Below are 15,409 nucleotides of genomic sequence, written 5' to 3'. Positions count from 1 at the left end.
GGGCTGCGTTCATGATCAACTGGGTGCGGGTATCACCGCATCGAGGTTAAAGATCAAGCTAAGAAGATGTTTGAGATCTTCAGGTTGCGATGCCGAAGTGACGACGGCTGGGCGGATGGCTGGTGCGCGGCGGACGATGCGGCGAAGCATGGTCGCGATCGAGGCCCATCGGATGAAAGCCTCGGACGTGGCGGGATGACGTTCGTAGTCTCGTGCCAGCCGGCGGTATCCGGTCAGCCAGGCCAGCGTGCGTTCCACCGCCCACCTGCGCGGGATCACAGCAAACCCCTTCTGGCCAGCGGGTTTGCGGACGATCTCGATGGTGGTGCGCAGCGTGGTATGGGCCCATTCCACCAAGGCCCCGGCGAAGCCACCGTCGGCGAACAGGTACCGGGTCCGGCGGCGGGTGGCCGACAGCAGCGGGTGTTGGCGGTGGTGCAACTCCAGTAGCAGGCGCTTGGCACCGTCCCGGTCCTGCACATACGCCGGCAGTACCACTACGGTCAGCAGGAGCCCGAGGGTGTCGGTGACGATGAACCGCTTGCGGCCGTTGAGTTTCTTGCCCGCGTCATAGCCGCGGGTGTCCGTGCCGACGGTGTCGGCGCCCTTGACGGTCTGGGAGTCCATCAGCCCGGCGCTGGGATCGGGATCGCGGCCGGCGTCGGTGCGGATCTGCGCCCGTAGGGCGTCGAGCAGACGGAAGGTCAGGCGTCGCTGTTCCCAGCGGGTGAAGTACCAGTACACGGTCTCCCAGGGTGGGAAGTCGACCGGCAGTTGCCGCCAGGAGCAGCCCGAGCGGACCACGTACAAGATCGCGTCCACGATGGCCCGGCGCGGGTGCTTCTCCCGGCGTCCGCCTCGGGGATGCGCTGTCGGTGGCGGTAGCAAGGGCTCTACCACTGCCCACTCGGCGTCGGTCAGGTCCGAGGGGTATCGCCGGTCCCGTGCCATCCGCCCGACTTTGCCGGAGATCAGCGGCACTGGGGAGCGGCCAAGATCTCAAAGACGTCCTTACAGTAAGTGCGATTGTCAACCGGCGTCATGCACATAGCCACAGGTAGGCGACATTCTGCCATCGCCCCACAGGATCAACCGCGTGCCAATTCCCGGTATGCGGCATCGGCCGATGCGCCACTCCAGGCGATGTGTTGGTCAGGACGGACCAGGAAGTACATGTCTGGCCATGGGTATCCCCGCGGTGTGTCCAACACCGTGTGCGGAGGACGCACGGTAGCGATACTTGCCCGTGGACCGAGCAACGTGAACCCACGTCCCAAGTGGTCATACAGCGACGAGCCGTCATCGAGCCACATGTGCGGCAAGCGACTCCCGGGTGACACCGAGGGCGTGTACGTGGCCGGATCCCCCTCGACGACCGGATCGGTGTAGCGGTAGCCGATCACCAGGCCAAGACTGTAAAACTCCGGCCGTTTGAGCCGCAGTATCTCGGAAGCTCGATTGGGGAGATCACCCGCGAGCGTCGCCATGTTCGTCTCCGACGCCGCCACCGTCCACTCGACCACCGGCCTGCGCTCCGGCTCGTAGCTCTCCAGCAGGGCCGATTCGGCCCACCCCTGGTGCACCGCAGCGATTTTCCAGCCGATGTTGACGCCGTCACCGATACACGTGTTGTAGCCGTGGCCACCCCACGGCGGGTTCATATGCGCCGCTTCCCCGACAAGGAAGACTCGCTCGGTTTGGAAACGTTCTGCCACTAGCATTCGAGCCGTCCACGGGTCGGTGGCAACCACCGTGTGATCGACGGTCTGGCCCGTCAGGTTGGCGATTAGCTGTGCGGTGTTGGCGTTGCCGTATTCCGCGTCGACACCCGGGATGACCGCCCACCACATACCGTTCAAGTCGAGCCGCCCGATCGAGCCGGGCGTCGGTCCGTCGACCACCCAGTACTGCACCGCCGTGGGCAGATCAGTCCGCAGATCCGGGGCGTGGAAGACGACGTTGAAGTTGGGCCGGGAATCCGAGCGTCCTGCCATCCGGATGCCCATCGACTTGCGCACCACACTGTTCGGTCCGTCGCAGCCGAGCAAATAGTCGGCAACGACTTGCCTTGTCCGTCCATTATGGCCGGTAATGGTCACGGCGACGTGGCCGGGTTGTTCCTGGACGTCAGTCACTGACCACCCCAAGGCGAACTTGACGCTCGCCTGACGGCTCAGGTGTTGCCGCAGCACGTCCTCCACAACCGGCTGTGGGATGTACTGGCCGCTCTCAGCGTGTGTTCCGGCCCGTTCGGTGGACAGTCCAAGAGCGCCAGGGAAACTGGCGATCTCGCAACCCGCGAGTGAGTCGCAGAAGAGGATCCGGTCCGACCATGACACCGGCACTGGCGCGGCCGAACGAATGTCCTCCGCGATTCCCCACCGGCGGAAGTGCTCCATGGTCCGGACATGAGTCGTTTTGGCCCGCGGCCTGCTGTGTGACACCGTCTCCCGTGGTTCTACAACGAGACAGGGCACGCCGTGATGACTCAACTCGGCGGCCGCGGCCAGGCCGGCTGGACCGGCTCCCGCGATGAGGACTACGTGTGGCTCTGTCATGGCATCGACTATGAATGCCGAGCACACCCTTGCGCCGCAAGAGTTTCATTCAATGGCACACGTGAGGCGCAGTTGCCGTCCTCGCCAGTGGGCCCAAGGCGCCTTAAGCGCTGTTCACGGTCCGCTTGCGGCGCTTCGGTTTCGGCTCCTGCTCGGCCTGAGGTTGGAGCAGTTGCGTGGTCAAGACGATGTGATCGCGCAACCGTTCGACTGCACGGTCCGCGTCCCTGGCGACAGTCGCCTGCATGATCTCGCGATGTTCCTTGGCTACGTCACGGCCTTTGCCGCGACCAGGCGCGACCGACCACTGCCGGTAGAGTTCAGCTTCGTCGCGCAGCGTCCTGGCGATCTCGACCAGGCGCCGGTTCTTGCACCCGTTGAGAAGAGCGAGGTGGAACGCCGCATGCGCTTCAGCCCAGCCGCGGGTGGACTGCGTGGCAGAGGTACTGTCGACGAAAGGTGTCCGTTCAAGCACATGGTGAGCGGCGACCACCTGCGCCTCCCAGTCCACGTCACCCTCCTGAATGGACAGCCGGAGGACCAGCGTCTCCAATTCGATGCGAGCCTGGGTCAGCTCAGCCAGGTCCTCGAGGGTGAGCTGGGTGACAACGAAGCCCAGGTGCGGCTCGGACTGCACCAGCCCGGCGGATACGAGCTTGGTCAGCGCCTCACGGGCCACGCCCACGCTCGTGTCGTATTTCGCGCAGAGCTCCGGGAACTTTAACCGAGTGCCGGACTCCAGCACACCGCCGAGGATGTCGGAGCGCAGCTGTTCGTACACAGCATCGGTACGGGTGGGCCCCCCAGTGCGTTTTGCCATTTTCGAATCATAGGCTGATTCACGAATGTAAGGCACCACACGGTACCTCCTTGTCTTCAACAGCGTCTCGTGTTACGACCCCAAGATGGTCAGATCTTAGCAAACTTTCGAAAGTATGTTGACGTACCGAATATAGGCGCGTGTACTGGGGTAGTGGCGGACCGCCCCAGCGTCCGCCAAGAGCGGGAGTTGGCTGATGCGTTTCGCGAACATTTGCGGCCGGTTGAGCCTGGTCACTTGGTCGTCGACGGTGGTGGACCTCGCCGAAGCGAGTGGTGGACAGTTCGGGCCGAATCCGCAGTCCGGCTACGAGCAGTGGCCACGACTACTGGATTTCGTGCGGTCGTTGGACCTCGCCACGGTGCCAACGCGACAGGTGAGCCGCGAAGAGTTCGGCAACCCGGTTCCCGCTCCGCGGCAAGTGTTCGCGATCGGGCTCAACTACGCTGATCACGCTGCCGAGTCCTCGTTCGCCGTACCGGAGAGTCCCGCGGTGTTCACCAAGTACGTCACCTCGTTGACCGGTCCGACCGGCGAGATCAAGCTGCCTGCCGGCGATGTCGACTGGGAGGTCGAGCTGGTGGTGGTGATCGGGCGCCGGGCTGAAGGCGTCAACGCCGCACAAGCATGGGACCACATCGCAGGCGTCACCGTCGGTCAGGACATTTCGGAACGTGTACTGCAGCGCGTGGGACCGGCACCACAGTTCAGCTTGGCGAAGTCATATCCCGGATTCGGCCCGATGGGGCCGGTGGTCGTCACGCCGGACGAGCTGGAGGACCCGGACGCATTGGAACTCGGCTGTCTGGTCAATGGCGAAAAGGTACAGGCTGGTTCGACGACCGACCTGGTTTTCAGTGTGCCTGAACTGGTCGAGCGCCTGTCCGCGGTCACACCGTTGCTGCCAGGGGACGTGATCTTCACGGGCACTCCAGCCGGTGTGGGCATAGGCCGCACACCACCGCGTTTCCTCAAGCCCGGCGACGAGCTGGTCAGCTACATCACCGGCATCGGCGAGATGCGGCACGTCATGGTCGCTTCCTGATCGCGCAGGAGCCGCGAAGATGTCACTGCATGGGCTGTCTTCGATCACGATCGGCGTGCCGAACGTCGCCGAGACGATCGCGTACTACCGGGACTTCGGTCTGTCGGACGGCGAAGTCGGCCGGCTGCGTACCCGGGATGGCGGCGGGCAGCTGCTGATCACCCGAACACCGACCCGGCGTCTTGTCGAGATCAGGATCGCTGCCGACCATCCGGACGACCTTTCCGCCGTCCGTTCACGGATCAACCGTCTCGGGTTGGCGACCACTGGCGACGAGCGATCGGTCACCGCGTTCGAACCGGCATCGCGGATTCGAGCGGTTGTCGAGATCGCGCCGCGAATCGTCCAACTGCCGGTTCCAGCTACGCCGTACAATGGCCCAGGCCGTGTGGAACGGGTTGGCCGCGCGCCGGGCGTCATGCGCACCGAGCCGGTCCAGCCACGCAAACTGGGGCACGCCGTCATCGGTTCGGTCGACGGCCCGGCCACAATCCGGTTCTTCACCGAGGGCGTAGGTTTCAAGGTCAGTGACGAGATCAAAGGCGAGGGCGCGTTTCTGCGCTGCTCCACCGACCACCACAACCTGCTCGTGCTCAACCAGCCGATCAACTACCTGCACCACACCTCCTGGCAGGTCGACGACATCGACGAGGTCGGGCGCGGGGCTTCGGCGATGCTCGAAGGCCATCCGGAACGGCACGTGTGGGGACTCGGCAGGCATCACGCGGGTTCGAATTTCTTCTGGTACCTCAAAGACCCGGCAGGCAACTTCTCGGAGTACTACTCCGACATGGACTGCATCGCCGACGACCAGTTGTGGACGCCGGAAGTACTCGAAGGCGCGAAGGGCCTGTTCAACTGGGGACCACCGCCGCCACCCTCGTTCCTGCACCCCGAGGACCTCGCCGCACTGATGACCGGCAGCCACCAACCTGGCTGAGCGTCACAAACTGGCCTCCGCGATCGTATCGTGGAGGCCAGTTTCTGACGTTCAGTGAAAGGCAAGCGGTCCGTTCTCCAGCCACGTATGGCCAGCGCTGTAGAGCTTTTCCACGATTGGGCCACGTAGCTCAGGCAGATCGGTCAGTACCGGCACGCCATTGCACTTCTGTGCGTACAGCATATGGCGACAGCCGGCTGGATACGCAGCCAGCAATTCGTGGTCCATATCCGGGTATTGTCTGCCGTCTACCGAGTCGAGCCGATCCTTCTCGTAGATCGGCTGCCGCGACACCAGCCGCCAGTTGCCATCCCGGGCTTCGAAGAAGTCGTAGAACCGCCCGATACCTACGACATCGCAGAGCACGTTGTGGATCATCACCCGCTGCGAGATGGTGACTTTGGATTGTGCGATCGCCCGTGTGCCATGGAGTTTCGTCCACGTCCCGCCGAGCGTGTGATGGACGGTGACGCCCGTGTCGAAGGCTGTCCGGCAGCGCTCCACGAACTCCGGGGCCGGGCCCCGGAACCAGCTGGTGTGCATGCGGCCACCTTCGTGCCACGCGCAGAGCAGCTCGTCCCAGAGCCCGGCATCCCGCCAGATCACCCAGTTGTCGACGACCTCGGTGATCGCCGCACGCGCGTCGGTCATGCGATCGGCAGCTTACGCTGTCCACTCTGGACGTTCACCCAGATCAGATCGGTGAAATCATCGATGGAGTAAGGGCCGGTGCGGCCCCAGCCGCTGTCCCGCACGCCGCCGATCGGCGCCTGGATCTCGTCGTCGATCGTCGGCATGTTCACGTGCACGGCCCCGGACTTCACCTGCGCGGCGAGTTCGAAGCCCCGGTAGGTGTCGCCGGTCAGGATGGCCGACGTCAGCCCGTACATGGTCCGATTGGCCTGCGCGATGGCCTCTTCGACCGTGTCGACCGGCTGGACGATCGTGACCGGGCCGAACGTCTCCTCGTTACACACCGTCGCTTCCGGCGGAACGTCGACAAGGATGGTCGGCTCATATACCTGACCTTGGTGATTGCCGCCGGTCAGCGCCTTCCCGCCGAGCTCGATGGCCTCTGCCACACGTTCCTTGACCGAAGCAAGCGCTTGTGGAGTGATCAACGGCCCGATCACGGTCTCCGGGTTCTGCGGATCTCCACGCCTCAAGGTCTTGGTTTTCTCGACGAACCGGCGCAGGAACTCGTCGTAAATGCCGCGTTGAACAAGGATCTTGCGAGCATTCATACAAATCTGACCCTGGTGGAAGAACGCGCTGAACGTCGCGCACCGTACCGCGTAGTCGATATCGACATCCTCCAACACAATCATCGGGTTGTACCCGCCCAACTCCATCACCGTACGCTTGAGAACACGGCCCGCGCGCTCGCTGAGCATCCGGGCGGTCTGCACGCTGCCGATGAAGTTGATGCACCGAACCTCGGGATTTTCAAAGAACTCGTCGGCGATCACCTTGGCCTCGCCGGGTGCGTGGGTCACCACGTTCACGACACCAGGCGGGAACCCAGCCTCTGCGGCGATCTCGGCCACGATCAATCCAGCGGACACCGGTGCGAGTTCGGACGGCTTGACCACCACGGTGTTGCCTGCAGCAATCGGCTGCAGCACCGCGCGCCACGCCAGGACGCTGGCCCCGTTCCAGGGGGTGAAGCTTGCCACGACGCCAAGAGGCCTGCGGACCGCGGTGGAGTACGTGCCCGGAACGTCGGACTGCAGGATATCGCCTTTACGCTGGTAAACCCAGCTTGCCGCATGTTGCAGCGTCTGCTTGACCAGGTCCTGCTGGAAGTTGGCGAAGAAGACCGTGCAGCCGGTCTCCCTGGCGAGCAAGTCCGCGATGCGCTCGCGACGCCGCTCGACGATCTCCGCGGCTCGCAGGAACAGCGCTGCCTTGCGGGCGGGCGCTAGTTCGGCCCAGCCTTGGAAAGCCACGCTCGCAGCTTCGATCGCCGCCTTGGCTTCGGCTTGACCACACGCGGCCACCTCGCCAAACACCTTACCCGTGTAAGGCTCGTGAACTTCGAAAGTCGTGCCATCGGCCGTTGCCCGCCAGTCGCCGCCGACAAAGTGTCCGTAGTGGATAGCAGACGTCGTCTCGGTCTCGCTCACGCTGGTCTCCTCGATTGTCACTCGATCTCTCCTTTGTAAACCCCCAATGTTCGGCAAGTCAAGTAACTTTCGAAAGTTACTTGACTTGTCGAACATTGAGGCCTACAAGTGAGAGATCGACCGCTTCTCGCGCGCCGCAACTCCTCCCGACAGCGCTCCGCGTACCACCGACGAAAGAGGTTGATGTGCACCAGACAACGATGTCCGACGCCCGGCCCACAGCGATGGGCGCCATCATCGTGGGCTGCCTGTTCACCGCTGTGTCCTTCACGATCAACGCGATGGACCGGCAGGTCTTCTACCCGTTGTTACCCGAGATCCGTACCGAGTTCGGCTTCTCGCTCGGACAAGGCGGGCTGCTCGCGACCGGATTCACTCTCGGCTTGGCGTTGGCGGGCATCCTCGGCGGTCATCTGGTCGACCGGACTTCCCGCAAATCGGTGCTACTGGTCAGCATCGGGATCTTCTCGGTCGGCACGCTGCTGCTGCCGCTGTCGGTGGGATTCCCGGACATGGCGGCCTACCGAATCGTGTCCGGCATCGGTGAAGGCCTGCAGGCTGCCGCGATCTACGCCGCTGCGGGGAGTTTCTTCTTCCGGCGCAGGACGTTGGCCTTCGGGGTACTGAGTGCGGCGTTCGGTGCCGGCGTGTTTCTCGGCCCCTTGATCGGTTCTCAACTGGCGTCGACCTGGGACGACTGGCGAGCACCCTTCATCGCCTTCGGACTCGGCGGCCTGCTGATCATGCTGGTGATGGTGTTCGGTGTGCACCGAGGACTGACCGAGGCTACGGCGGGCGGCGCGGGCGAGCCCGCGCCTGACGTCGAGCATGTGCCGGAGTCCCCGTATAACCGCAACACGCTGATGCTGGGCATCGCTTCAGCCATGGGAGGCCTGGTCTTCTACGGCTTCTTGGGCCTATATCCGACGTACCTGCGGAGCGAACTGGCATTCACTCCAGGACAGACCGCACTGGCAACCGGGTTGATCGGTGCCGGTGCGGCGATGGGCGTTCTGTTCGGTTGGCTTGGTGACCGCTTCGATCAGCGCACGCTGCTCATCGGCACGTACACGACGGTCGCGGTGGTCGCATGGTTCGTCTATCACGGACCCGTCTCGCCTGGATGGCAGTACTTGCTGGCCTTCCTCATGGGCTCGTTCGGCTCCGGCGCGCTCTTTCCCAACTGCAACAGCGCGATGACCCGGGCAGTAAGGCCACACCACATCGGTCGGGGTGGCGGCCTGTTCCTCGGCAGTTACTACACGGCTGCCGCAACGTCCGGGCTCCTGTTCGCCGAACTGGTCGAATGGATCGGATGGGCTGACGCCGCACTCTGGCAGTTCACACTCTTGCCGGTGATCGCTGTCGTCGCACTGTGGTTCGTCGACAGCGGAAGTCAGATCGGTGGAGTGAGGCCACCGGTGCGGACCATCGTTGACTCGCGGTCCGACTGATCATCCCCGTGTGAAACACTGCCGCCGTCCAGTTCACCGTTCATTTTCCTGACAAAAGCGCAACCGATAGTGTTCGATAGTATCATCGACTTTCGAAAGTATGATAGAACATGCTAGCTTCGCGTAGTAGTCGAAGCATCTGAGCTGGGTCCGCGAGATAGGAATGTCCGTGATGGACGACTTGAGGATATTGGGAATCTCGGGCAGCCTGCGCGCCAGGTCGTTGAACACGGCGCTGCTGCGGGCGACAGCCAAACACGCCCCCGCGGGGATCAGGATCACCGAGTACGAGGGGTTGGCCGATGTGCCTCCCTACAACGGTGATCTTGACGACGAGGCGGTACTGCCGACGACGAGGCGGTACTGCCGACGACGGTGCGTGACCTTCGTGCCCGCATCGAGGCAGCGGACGGCCTGCTGATCGTGACACCCGAGTACAACTACTCGCTGCCGGGGGTGTTGAAGAACGCTCTCGACTGGGCATCGCGCCCCGCCACCGGCTCTTGCCTGCTGCACAAGGACATCGCGGTCGCCGGTTCGTCACCGGGAAACTTCGGCACGATCCGGGCCCAGCTGGCACTGCGGCAGGTGTTGGTCGCGACCGACAGCCGCGTCTTGCAACGACCGGAGCTGTTCATGTTCAGCTCACACCAGCGTTTCGACGACGCCGGACACCTCGTCGACGAAGTCACCATCGACCTGCTGCGCAGCATGATGACCGCGCTGGCAGCTCAGATCCGGGCGAATCAGAACCACTGACAGGAGGATTTCCATGTCCCAGGCGAAGATGCTGTGGAGCGACTTGGTCAAGTACGGTGAGGAACAGGGCTTGCTCGGCAAACAGTTGTTCATCGTATTTTCGAACCCGACCAACGGGATCGGCCCGATCCTGGAGAACCTGGACACACACGTCGAGTACCAACGCAAGCTCGAGCGTGACGGGATCATGTTCGCGGCCGGCCCGTTGGCCAACCATGACCTCACTGAATGGGATGGTGAGGGAATCTTCATGTATCGCGCCAACTCGATGGCGGCAGCGGTTGAACTGGCCGCGGCCGATCCGATGCACATCAGCGGGGCACGTAGCTACACGGTGCGGCTCTGGCTGCTGAACGAAGGAACCTACTCGGTTCAGGTCTACTACTCCGGCGGCAAACCGAAGATCGAGTAAACGTACTGACTTCACCCGAAGTCGCGATCGCGCGTTCAGGCTCGCCGACGGCGGTCACATGGCGGCGATCGTGTGGCTATGCCTCGCGTTCGAAGCTCTGCGTCGTGGTACCGCCGACGGCCAGACCGACGGCTGTACCGAACGCGGTGTATTTGGCGATCCTTAAGGCGCAGTCGCGTCCGTGAGGATCACCAGCGGGTGTAGCCGCCCAGTTCCATCACCGACCGTTTCAAGGCACGACCGGCCCGCTCGGCGAAGCGTGCATCCATTTCGGACGCTGTGGATGAAATAGGAACAGCGAACCTCAGGACGCTGGTAGAACACATCCGCCGATCTCGGCAGCAGCGCCAGGGGTGTGTCAGGACGTTCAGGAAAGTGATCCCTTGAGGACTCGTTCACATGGCAGATTCACATAAATGAAACCGGCAACGGGGGAACCGGTCGTCGACCGCGTGTTCCGGATTCTGTCCTCGTTCGAACGGCACGAAACCGGTCTGTCGTTGACGTCTCTCAGCGCACAAGCCGGACTGCCGAAGAGCACGACGCTCCGGCTGATCCGTCGCTTGGTCGAGTGGGGCGCACTCGAACGCGCCGAGGACGGCACATATGCCATCGGCTTGCGGCTGTTCGAAATCGCCGCACTGGCTCCCAGAGGGCACGGATTGCGCGCTGTGGCCCTGCCGTACATGGACGACCTGCTCCGCGAGACAGGGCATCACGTACTGCTCGCGGTACGCGACGGATCCGAGGCTGTGGCAGTCGAACGTCTGTCGGCGCATGGCGCGGTACACGTGGCATACCGCATCGGTGGCCGGATGCCCTTGCCACAAACCGGTGTCGGTCTCGTGCTGCTCGCCTACGCCCCGGCAGAGGTACAAGAGGCGCTATTCGCCAGAGAGGCCACCGTTGATCTCCGCCGCCTCACTGCGAAGATACGGCGCGAAGGAGTGGCTCTCAACAAACGAATGGGGTCCGACCCCACGGCATCCATTGCGGCGCCGATCGTCGGTTCCAGGGAAGAAGTTGTCGCCGCCGTGTCAGTCATCGTGCCAGTGGGTTCACTGTGCACATCGGCAATGCGGCCCGCCGTGGCGAGCGCCGCGAGGGCGATCGGCCGAGAGATCCAGCGTACGAGGAACTAACCGCGCCAGTCGCGCGTGCACGAGGCGTATCTGGGAAACGCGTGGCTGAGCTGTTCACCGGTTGGCGACCGGCACGACTTATGCCCTGGTCGGCCTGGGCATCGGGTTGATCTTCCAGGTCACCGGTGTGATCAACTTTGCGCAGGGCGACTTCGTGATGGTCAGCGGCTTGATGTTCGCCACGTTGCGGGCCAACGGCTTCGGTACGCCGTTCGCCGCGCTGATCGCAGTGGGTGTCACGACCGTGATCGGGGCGCTGACCCATCTGCTGGTGATCGCTCCGGTGCACCGCGCGGGACACCATCGGTTGATGATTCTGACCATTGGCGTTTCGATTGTGCTTCAAGGTGCCGCGTTGCTGGTCTTCGGCGCGGACGCGCACTTCGCGCTGGAGTTCAGCCCTGGTGGATCCTCCCAGCTATTAGGCGTCGCGGTGGCGCGTCAGTACGCTTGATGTGCCGGGGTGACGGTTGTCCTCATGGTGTTGTTGTGGATGTTCTTAACGCGGGCGGCGACAGGCACCGCGATGTGTGCCAGTGCGATGGACCCGGGTGCGGCACAGCTGACGGGTACCTCGCCGAACAAATGGGGTTGCTTGTCTTCAGCATTGCCGCCGCGCTCGCTGCGGCCGCCGGTTCCGTGCTGGCTCCGTTGCGGCTGCCAGACGCGACGATCGGGGTCGCATTGGGGCTTAAGGGGTTCACGGCGGCGGTCATCGGCGGATTGGCCTCACGGGCGGGCGCGGCTGCAGGCGGTGTGGTGATCGGCTTGGTCGAGGCGTACGCAACCGGCTATCTGTCCAGTGAGTACAGGGACACACTGACATATGGGCTGTTGTTGGTGGTGTTGCTGATTCGGTCGGGCGGGTTGCTGCACTGGCGGGCGGAGGTCAGCCGGGTATGACGCTTCTTCTTCGTTCGTGGTGGACCGGCGATGTCGTGTTCCTCGTGTTGTTGCTCCTGGTGCCCGCGATTTGTGCGCGGGTGCCGTTCTACACGATGTCGGTTGCCGTCCTGACGGGGGCTCTGGCACGGAAAGCGTGAACCCGGTGACAGCGGGTGATCCCAGTTGTTGATCATGCTCTGCTGTGTCTGCGGCGAAGCTGGTCAAGGTGGTGTGTCCCCCATCTGGCGGGGATGGTGGTTGAGGAGGTTGCCGGAGACGGCAGCGAGGTGCTGATCCGAGCACGGTCACGGCAGGTGGACGCCGCTTGCCCGGATTGCGGAACTGGTTCGTCCACGGTGCATAGTCGCTATCAGCGTCGATTGGACGATCGGCCGGTGAGCGGTCGTCCGGTCTCGATTCTTCTTACGGTGCGCCGATTTCGAGCAGGGTCGAGGCCCACAGATGCGGATCGTCGGCCAACCGGGCCCGGCAGTAGGCGACAAACGGCTTGAACGGGTCCGGACCCGCGGGTTTTCGCCGGCCGGGCTCGCGTTCGCCGGACAAATACGTAGCTGCGGATTGTCTTGCGGTCACGTCCCAAATGCCGGGCGATGGCCGAGATCGACCAGCCCTGATCGCGCAGCGCCTGCGCCTCCACGTCTTCCTCCAGCGAGAGCATCCACCCTCCAGCGACGAACGCGGTGATCACCACCGCGACCGTCACCCGAAGGTCGCTGACCAGTGCAAACGACGCGCCGACAGGACACCCGACTGGGGAATTTCAGAGAGCAGGAGTGGGGAATTTCAGAGAGCGCCAACAAGCATCCTCAACGAATACCACCATGCACCTTGACGTTCATGGATGACATTTCCGGCAAGCGCAACGTTGGCGATAGTGTCGCTCTATCTAGTTCAGGCTGAGTCGAGCGTGGCGGCACGGGCCTGACTGGGCGACTTTCCGGTGACTCGCTTGAATGCTGTGCTGAACGCGCTCACCGAGGAGTAGCCGCTGGCTATCGCCGACTCCGACACTGAGAGCTGCCTGTCCCGCAGGCGCTGCGCGGCCAGCTGCATCCGCAGCTCGGCTAGGTAGGCCAGCGGCGGTTGCCCGGCGACCGCTCGGAACCGCGTCGCGAAAGCAGTTCGGGACATTGCCGCCGACCGCGCGAGATCCTCGAGTCGCCAGGGCGGCCCGGATCTTCGTGCATGCGCTGGACAGCAGGCGCCAGCGGCTGGTCCACAAGCACCCGCAGCTGGCCCGGCGGCAGGTCTGGGGCACTGGCGAGGAACTCTCGCAGTACGTGGACGAGCACGAGCTGGGCCAGCCGCTCTCCCGCGTACATCCAACCCGCGCTCGGATGGGACATCTCGGCGAAGAGCTGTTCCACCAGGCCTCGCAGGACCGTCGCGCTCCGCGCGTCCGCACCGACGTGCAGGATCGGCGGCAGCACCTCGCGCAGCATCGCGGTACCAGCCCAGTTGGCCTCAATGTGTCCCCCGATCTGGACAGTGTCCTCCCCGCCCAGATCGACCATCGGGTCGTCGTGGCCGGTGAGCAAGAGCGAGGCGCCCCGAGGCGTCATTCCTTCCTGGTTGCCGACGACGAGCGGGTGACGGCCGTCAAGTATCGCGATGTCGCCGGGCTCGAGACGCACCGCAGCGGCTGTGCCCTGACACCGCAGCACGCACGAGCCTGATACCTGCGCCGCAATTTTGAGCCGCCCCGGAGTGGGGAAGCGCAAAGCCCAGTCCCCGCCGACCCGGTACCCGCCGGTGAATATGCATCGAGCTGACACGCGCTCCAGGCTCGCCGACAACAAATCCTCGAAACTCTGACGCAACAAAGTAGTGCTCATAGCCACTTCATCGTACTTGGGCGAGTGTTCGTACGCTCGCACAAGTAAAGCGAATTTGCAGACATCAACGCCTGGCGGCGCTGCCCTACGTTGAATCCATGGCTACAGAGCAAGGTCCGATCGGCTCCGGCTTCACCGCCGCGTCCACCACCGAAGACGTCATCAAGGGCATCGATCTGACCGGCAAAACGGCAATCGTTACTGGCGGCTACTCAGGCATCGGCACGGAGACTGTCCGGGTCCTGCGCGCTGCCGGCGCTCACGTCATTGTGCCGACTCGCAACCACGAGAAGGCCGCCGAGACATTGGCGGGAATGGAGGGCATCCAGGTCGAGACTATGGATCTGCTCGACCCAGCCTCCATCGACGAGTTCGCCCGCACCTTCCTGGCTACCGGCAGTCCGCTGCACATTCTGGTCAACAGCGCGGGGATCATGGCCAACCCGCTGACGTTCGATGCTCGCGGCTACGAGTCACAGTTCGCCACCAACCACCTCGGCCACTTCCAACTGGTGAGTCGGCTCTGGCCTGCGCTGCGTCGGGCCGACGGTGCCCGGGTGGTGTCGGTGTCTTCGTGGGGGCATCGGTACTCCGACGTGCATTTCGACGACCCGAACTTCGAGCGCCGGAAATACGCCCCGTTCTCGGCCTACGGTCAATCGAGGAGCGCCAATATCCTCTTTGCCCTCGGCGTCGACGAACGTGGCCGGCGCGACGGCATCCGCGCGTTCGCGCTGCACCCTGGCGGCATCGTGAATACCGGACTCGGCAAGCACGTCCCTGTTGATGCGTTGCGGACCGGCGGCATCATCGACGAGAACGGAGCGCCCATCATCGACCCCCAGCACGGCCTTAAGACACTCCTGCAGGGCGCGGCCACGAGCGTGTGGTGCGCGACGAGTCCCAGGCTCGAAGGCCTCGGCGGCGTCTACTGTGAGGACGTCGAGGTCGCGCCGCTCGCGCCCGATGACCAAGCGGATAGTGTCACCCTGGCCGATTCCCTCACCAAACGGGGCGTGATGCCGTACGCCGTCGACCCCGAGTCGGTCGAGCGCCTGTGGAAGCTGAGCGAGGCTCTCGTATGAGCGCAGTCAAATCCACGAAGCCAGCGGCATATCACCACCGACATCACATCCGTGAATACACTGTGATCATTGACAGTGATCGGCACGTGTGGGTGAACGGTGAGAAGGTTCAGGAACTCATCGTCGATGGGCGGCATGCTATTGATGACGACCAGCTGACTACCACCGGGATCACTACAGCAACCGGTAGATGTCAGGCCATGAGGTCTTTTTCTGCTGGTGTTAGGGATACGCGGAAGAGGGCGACGCGCCAGCGGTCGACGAGGGCGAGGTGGCCGGGTGGAAGGGTGTCGACGGTGCGGGCTATGTCGGGGCGGGCGAAGAGAT

19 protein-coding genes and 2 pseudogenes are annotated in these 15,409 nt (G+C 63.7%); 12 read left to right on the top strand and 9 right to left on the bottom strand.

Going from position 1 to position 15,409, the window contains the following annotated elements; translation table 11 throughout:
- Positions 1 to 15 precede the first annotated feature (15 nt).
- From LWC34_RS02050 to LWC34_RS02040, 3 genes are all read right to left on the bottom strand, one after another.
- A complete protein-coding gene (locus tag LWC34_RS02050) occupies positions 16 to 951 on the bottom strand; it encodes an IS5 family transposase (RefSeq protein ID WP_233722690.1) in 936 nt (311 codons plus the stop codon).
- Between the two features lie 137 nt (positions 952 to 1,088).
- Positions 1,089 to 2,558, bottom strand: coding sequence for an FAD-dependent monooxygenase (locus LWC34_RS02045; protein ID WP_233722689.1), 1,470 nt, complete (start codon positions 2,556 to 2,558; stop codon positions 1,089 to 1,091).
- Positions 2,559 to 2,661: 103 nt separating this feature from the next.
- Positions 2,662 to 3,378, bottom strand: coding sequence for a GntR family transcriptional regulator (locus tag LWC34_RS02040; protein ID WP_233722688.1), 717 nt, complete (start codon positions 3,376 to 3,378; stop codon positions 2,662 to 2,664).
- Positions 3,379 to 3,574: 196 nt separating this feature from the next.
- Between LWC34_RS02040 and LWC34_RS02035 the strand changes: the two genes are divergently transcribed.
- Positions 3,575 to 4,423, top strand: coding sequence for a fumarylacetoacetate hydrolase family protein (locus tag LWC34_RS02035; protein ID WP_233722687.1), 849 nt, complete (start codon positions 3,575 to 3,577; stop codon positions 4,421 to 4,423).
- A 19-nt stretch (positions 4,424 to 4,442) separates the two neighbouring features.
- Entirely contained in the window at positions 4,443 to 5,363 is a 921-nt protein-coding gene (locus LWC34_RS02030; RefSeq protein ID WP_233722686.1) for a VOC family protein, read from the top strand.
- A gap of 51 nt (positions 5,364 to 5,414) precedes the next feature.
- On the opposite strand, the gene LWC34_RS02025 is transcribed toward LWC34_RS02030, so the two are convergent.
- Complete coding sequence (locus tag LWC34_RS02025; protein WP_233722685.1) at positions 5,415 to 6,014, bottom strand: nuclear transport factor 2 family protein; 600 nt, start codon at positions 6,012 to 6,014, stop codon at positions 5,415 to 5,417.
- A complete protein-coding gene (locus LWC34_RS02020) occupies positions 6,011 to 7,510 on the bottom strand; it encodes an aldehyde dehydrogenase family protein (protein ID WP_233722684.1) in 1,500 nt (499 codons plus the stop codon). Before LWC34_RS02020 ends, LWC34_RS02025 begins: the two co-directional genes overlap by 4 nt.
- A gap of 164 nt (positions 7,511 to 7,674) precedes the next feature.
- Here LWC34_RS02020 and LWC34_RS02015 point away from each other — a divergent pair, with 164 nt between their 5' ends.
- The 9 genes and pseudogenes from LWC34_RS02015 to LWC34_RS58655 form a co-directional block, all read left to right on the top strand.
- Complete coding sequence (locus LWC34_RS02015; protein WP_233722683.1) at positions 7,675 to 8,943, top strand: MFS transporter; 1,269 nt, start codon at positions 7,675 to 7,677, stop codon at positions 8,941 to 8,943.
- 172 nt (positions 8,944 to 9,115) lie between these two features.
- Positions 9,116 to 9,364 (top strand): NADPH-dependent FMN reductase, encoded by a 249-nt coding sequence (locus LWC34_RS02010; protein WP_233722682.1) that lies wholly within the window; start codon positions 9,116 to 9,118, stop codon positions 9,362 to 9,364.
- Positions 9,319 to 9,702, top strand: a complete 384-nt coding sequence (locus LWC34_RS02005) for an NADPH-dependent FMN reductase (protein ID WP_233722681.1) — start codon at positions 9,319 to 9,321, stop codon at positions 9,700 to 9,702. Before LWC34_RS02010 ends, LWC34_RS02005 begins: the two co-directional genes overlap by 46 nt.
- A 13-nt stretch (positions 9,703 to 9,715) precedes the next feature.
- Positions 9,716 to 10,114, top strand: a complete 399-nt coding sequence (locus LWC34_RS02000) for a YciI family protein (RefSeq protein WP_233722680.1) — start codon at positions 9,716 to 9,718, stop codon at positions 10,112 to 10,114.
- A 416-nt stretch (positions 10,115 to 10,530) separates the two neighbouring features.
- Positions 10,531 to 11,256 (top strand): IclR family transcriptional regulator, encoded by a 726-nt coding sequence (locus tag LWC34_RS01995; protein WP_233722679.1) that lies wholly within the window; start codon positions 10,531 to 10,533, stop codon positions 11,254 to 11,256.
- Between the two features lie 61 nt (positions 11,257 to 11,317).
- A complete protein-coding gene (locus LWC34_RS01990; protein ID WP_233722678.1) occupies positions 11,318 to 11,710 on the top strand; it encodes an ABC transporter permease subunit in 393 nt (130 codons plus the stop codon).
- A gap of 35 nt (positions 11,711 to 11,745) precedes the next feature.
- A complete protein-coding gene (locus tag LWC34_RS01985; RefSeq protein ID WP_233722677.1) occupies positions 11,746 to 12,159 on the top strand; it encodes an ABC transporter permease subunit in 414 nt (137 codons plus the stop codon).
- On the top strand, positions 12,156 to 12,299 hold the full coding sequence (locus LWC34_RS01980; protein ID WP_233722676.1) for a hypothetical protein: 144 nt from the start codon (positions 12,156 to 12,158) through the stop codon (positions 12,297 to 12,299). Before LWC34_RS01985 ends, LWC34_RS01980 begins: the two co-directional genes overlap by 4 nt.
- A 93-nt stretch (positions 12,300 to 12,392) precedes the next feature.
- Positions 12,393 to 12,527 (top strand): annotated as a pseudogene (locus LWC34_RS58655) (hypothetical protein); the annotation flags it as partial.
- Between the two features lie 37 nt (positions 12,528 to 12,564).
- Here LWC34_RS58655 and LWC34_RS01970 read toward each other — a convergent pair.
- From LWC34_RS01970 to LWC34_RS01955, 4 genes and pseudogenes are all read right to left on the bottom strand, one after another.
- On the bottom strand, positions 12,565 to 12,735 hold the full coding sequence (locus LWC34_RS01970; protein ID WP_233726474.1) for a hypothetical protein: 171 nt from the start codon (positions 12,733 to 12,735) through the stop codon (positions 12,565 to 12,567).
- A 1-nt stretch (position 12,736) separates the two neighbouring features.
- A pseudogene (locus tag LWC34_RS01965) lies at positions 12,737 to 12,820 on the bottom strand (hypothetical protein); the annotation flags it as partial.
- 233 nt (positions 12,821 to 13,053) lie between these two features.
- Positions 13,054 to 13,293: a helix-turn-helix transcriptional regulator gene (locus LWC34_RS01960; RefSeq protein WP_233722675.1), complete on the bottom strand. Its 240-nt coding sequence runs from the start codon at positions 13,291 to 13,293 to the stop codon at positions 13,054 to 13,056.
- Positions 13,227 to 13,997 (bottom strand): cupin domain-containing protein, encoded by a 771-nt coding sequence (locus tag LWC34_RS01955; RefSeq protein ID WP_233722674.1) that lies wholly within the window; start codon positions 13,995 to 13,997, stop codon positions 13,227 to 13,229. The genes LWC34_RS01960 and LWC34_RS01955 overlap by 67 nt, the downstream gene beginning before the upstream one ends.
- 98 nt (positions 13,998 to 14,095) lie before the next feature.
- Here LWC34_RS01955 and LWC34_RS01950 point away from each other — a divergent pair, with 98 nt between their 5' ends.
- On the top strand, positions 14,096 to 15,082 hold the full coding sequence (locus LWC34_RS01950) for an SDR family NAD(P)-dependent oxidoreductase (RefSeq protein WP_233722673.1): 987 nt from the start codon (positions 14,096 to 14,098) through the stop codon (positions 15,080 to 15,082).
- Positions 15,083 to 15,409 lie beyond the last annotated feature (327 nt).

The sequence above is a fragment of the Kibdelosporangium philippinense genome (assembly GCF_021390435.2).
Lineage (GTDB): Bacteria > Actinomycetota > Actinomycetes > Mycobacteriales > Pseudonocardiaceae > Kibdelosporangium > Kibdelosporangium philippinense.
Note: the sequence above shows the minus strand (reverse complement) of the source record. Positions and strands in the feature narration are given on the sequence as shown.

Bases quoted from the DNA above. Each gene is read 5' to 3' on its own strand.
- LWC34_RS02000 (WP_233722680.1), top strand. From the start codon at position 9,716: ATGTCCCAGGCGAAGATGCTGTGGAGCGACTTGGTCAAGTACGGTGAG.
- LWC34_RS01955 (WP_233722674.1), bottom strand. From the start codon at position 13,997: ATGAGCACTACTTTGTTGCGTCAGAGTTTCGAGGATTTGTTGTCGGCG.
- LWC34_RS02045 (WP_233722689.1), bottom strand. From the start codon at position 2,558: ATGACAGAGCCACACGTAGTCCTCATCGCGGGAGCCGGTCCAGCCGGC.
- LWC34_RS01950 (WP_233722673.1), top strand. From the start codon at position 14,096: ATGGCTACAGAGCAAGGTCCGATCGGCTCCGGCTTCACCGCCGCGTCC.
- LWC34_RS01995 (WP_233722679.1), top strand. From the start codon at position 10,531: ATGAAACCGGCAACGGGGGAACCGGTCGTCGACCGCGTGTTCCGGATT.
- LWC34_RS02010 (WP_233722682.1), top strand. From the start codon at position 9,116: ATGGACGACTTGAGGATATTGGGAATCTCGGGCAGCCTGCGCGCCAGG.
- LWC34_RS02025 (WP_233722685.1), bottom strand. From the start codon at position 6,014: ATGACCGACGCGCGTGCGGCGATCACCGAGGTCGTCGACAACTGGGTG.
- LWC34_RS01960 (WP_233722675.1), bottom strand. From the start codon at position 13,293: ATGTCCCGAACTGCTTTCGCGACGCGGTTCCGAGCGGTCGCCGGGCAA.
- LWC34_RS02040 (WP_233722688.1), bottom strand. From the start codon at position 3,378: ATGGCAAAACGCACTGGGGGGCCCACCCGTACCGATGCTGTGTACGAA.
- LWC34_RS02030 (WP_233722686.1), top strand. From the start codon at position 4,443: ATGTCACTGCATGGGCTGTCTTCGATCACGATCGGCGTGCCGAACGTC.
- LWC34_RS01980 (WP_233722676.1), top strand. From the start codon at position 12,156: ATGACGCTTCTTCTTCGTTCGTGGTGGACCGGCGATGTCGTGTTCCTC.
- LWC34_RS02050 (WP_233722690.1), bottom strand. From the start codon at position 951: ATGGCACGGGACCGGCGATACCCCTCGGACCTGACCGACGCCGAGTGG.
- LWC34_RS02035 (WP_233722687.1), top strand. From the start codon at position 3,575: ATGCGTTTCGCGAACATTTGCGGCCGGTTGAGCCTGGTCACTTGGTCG.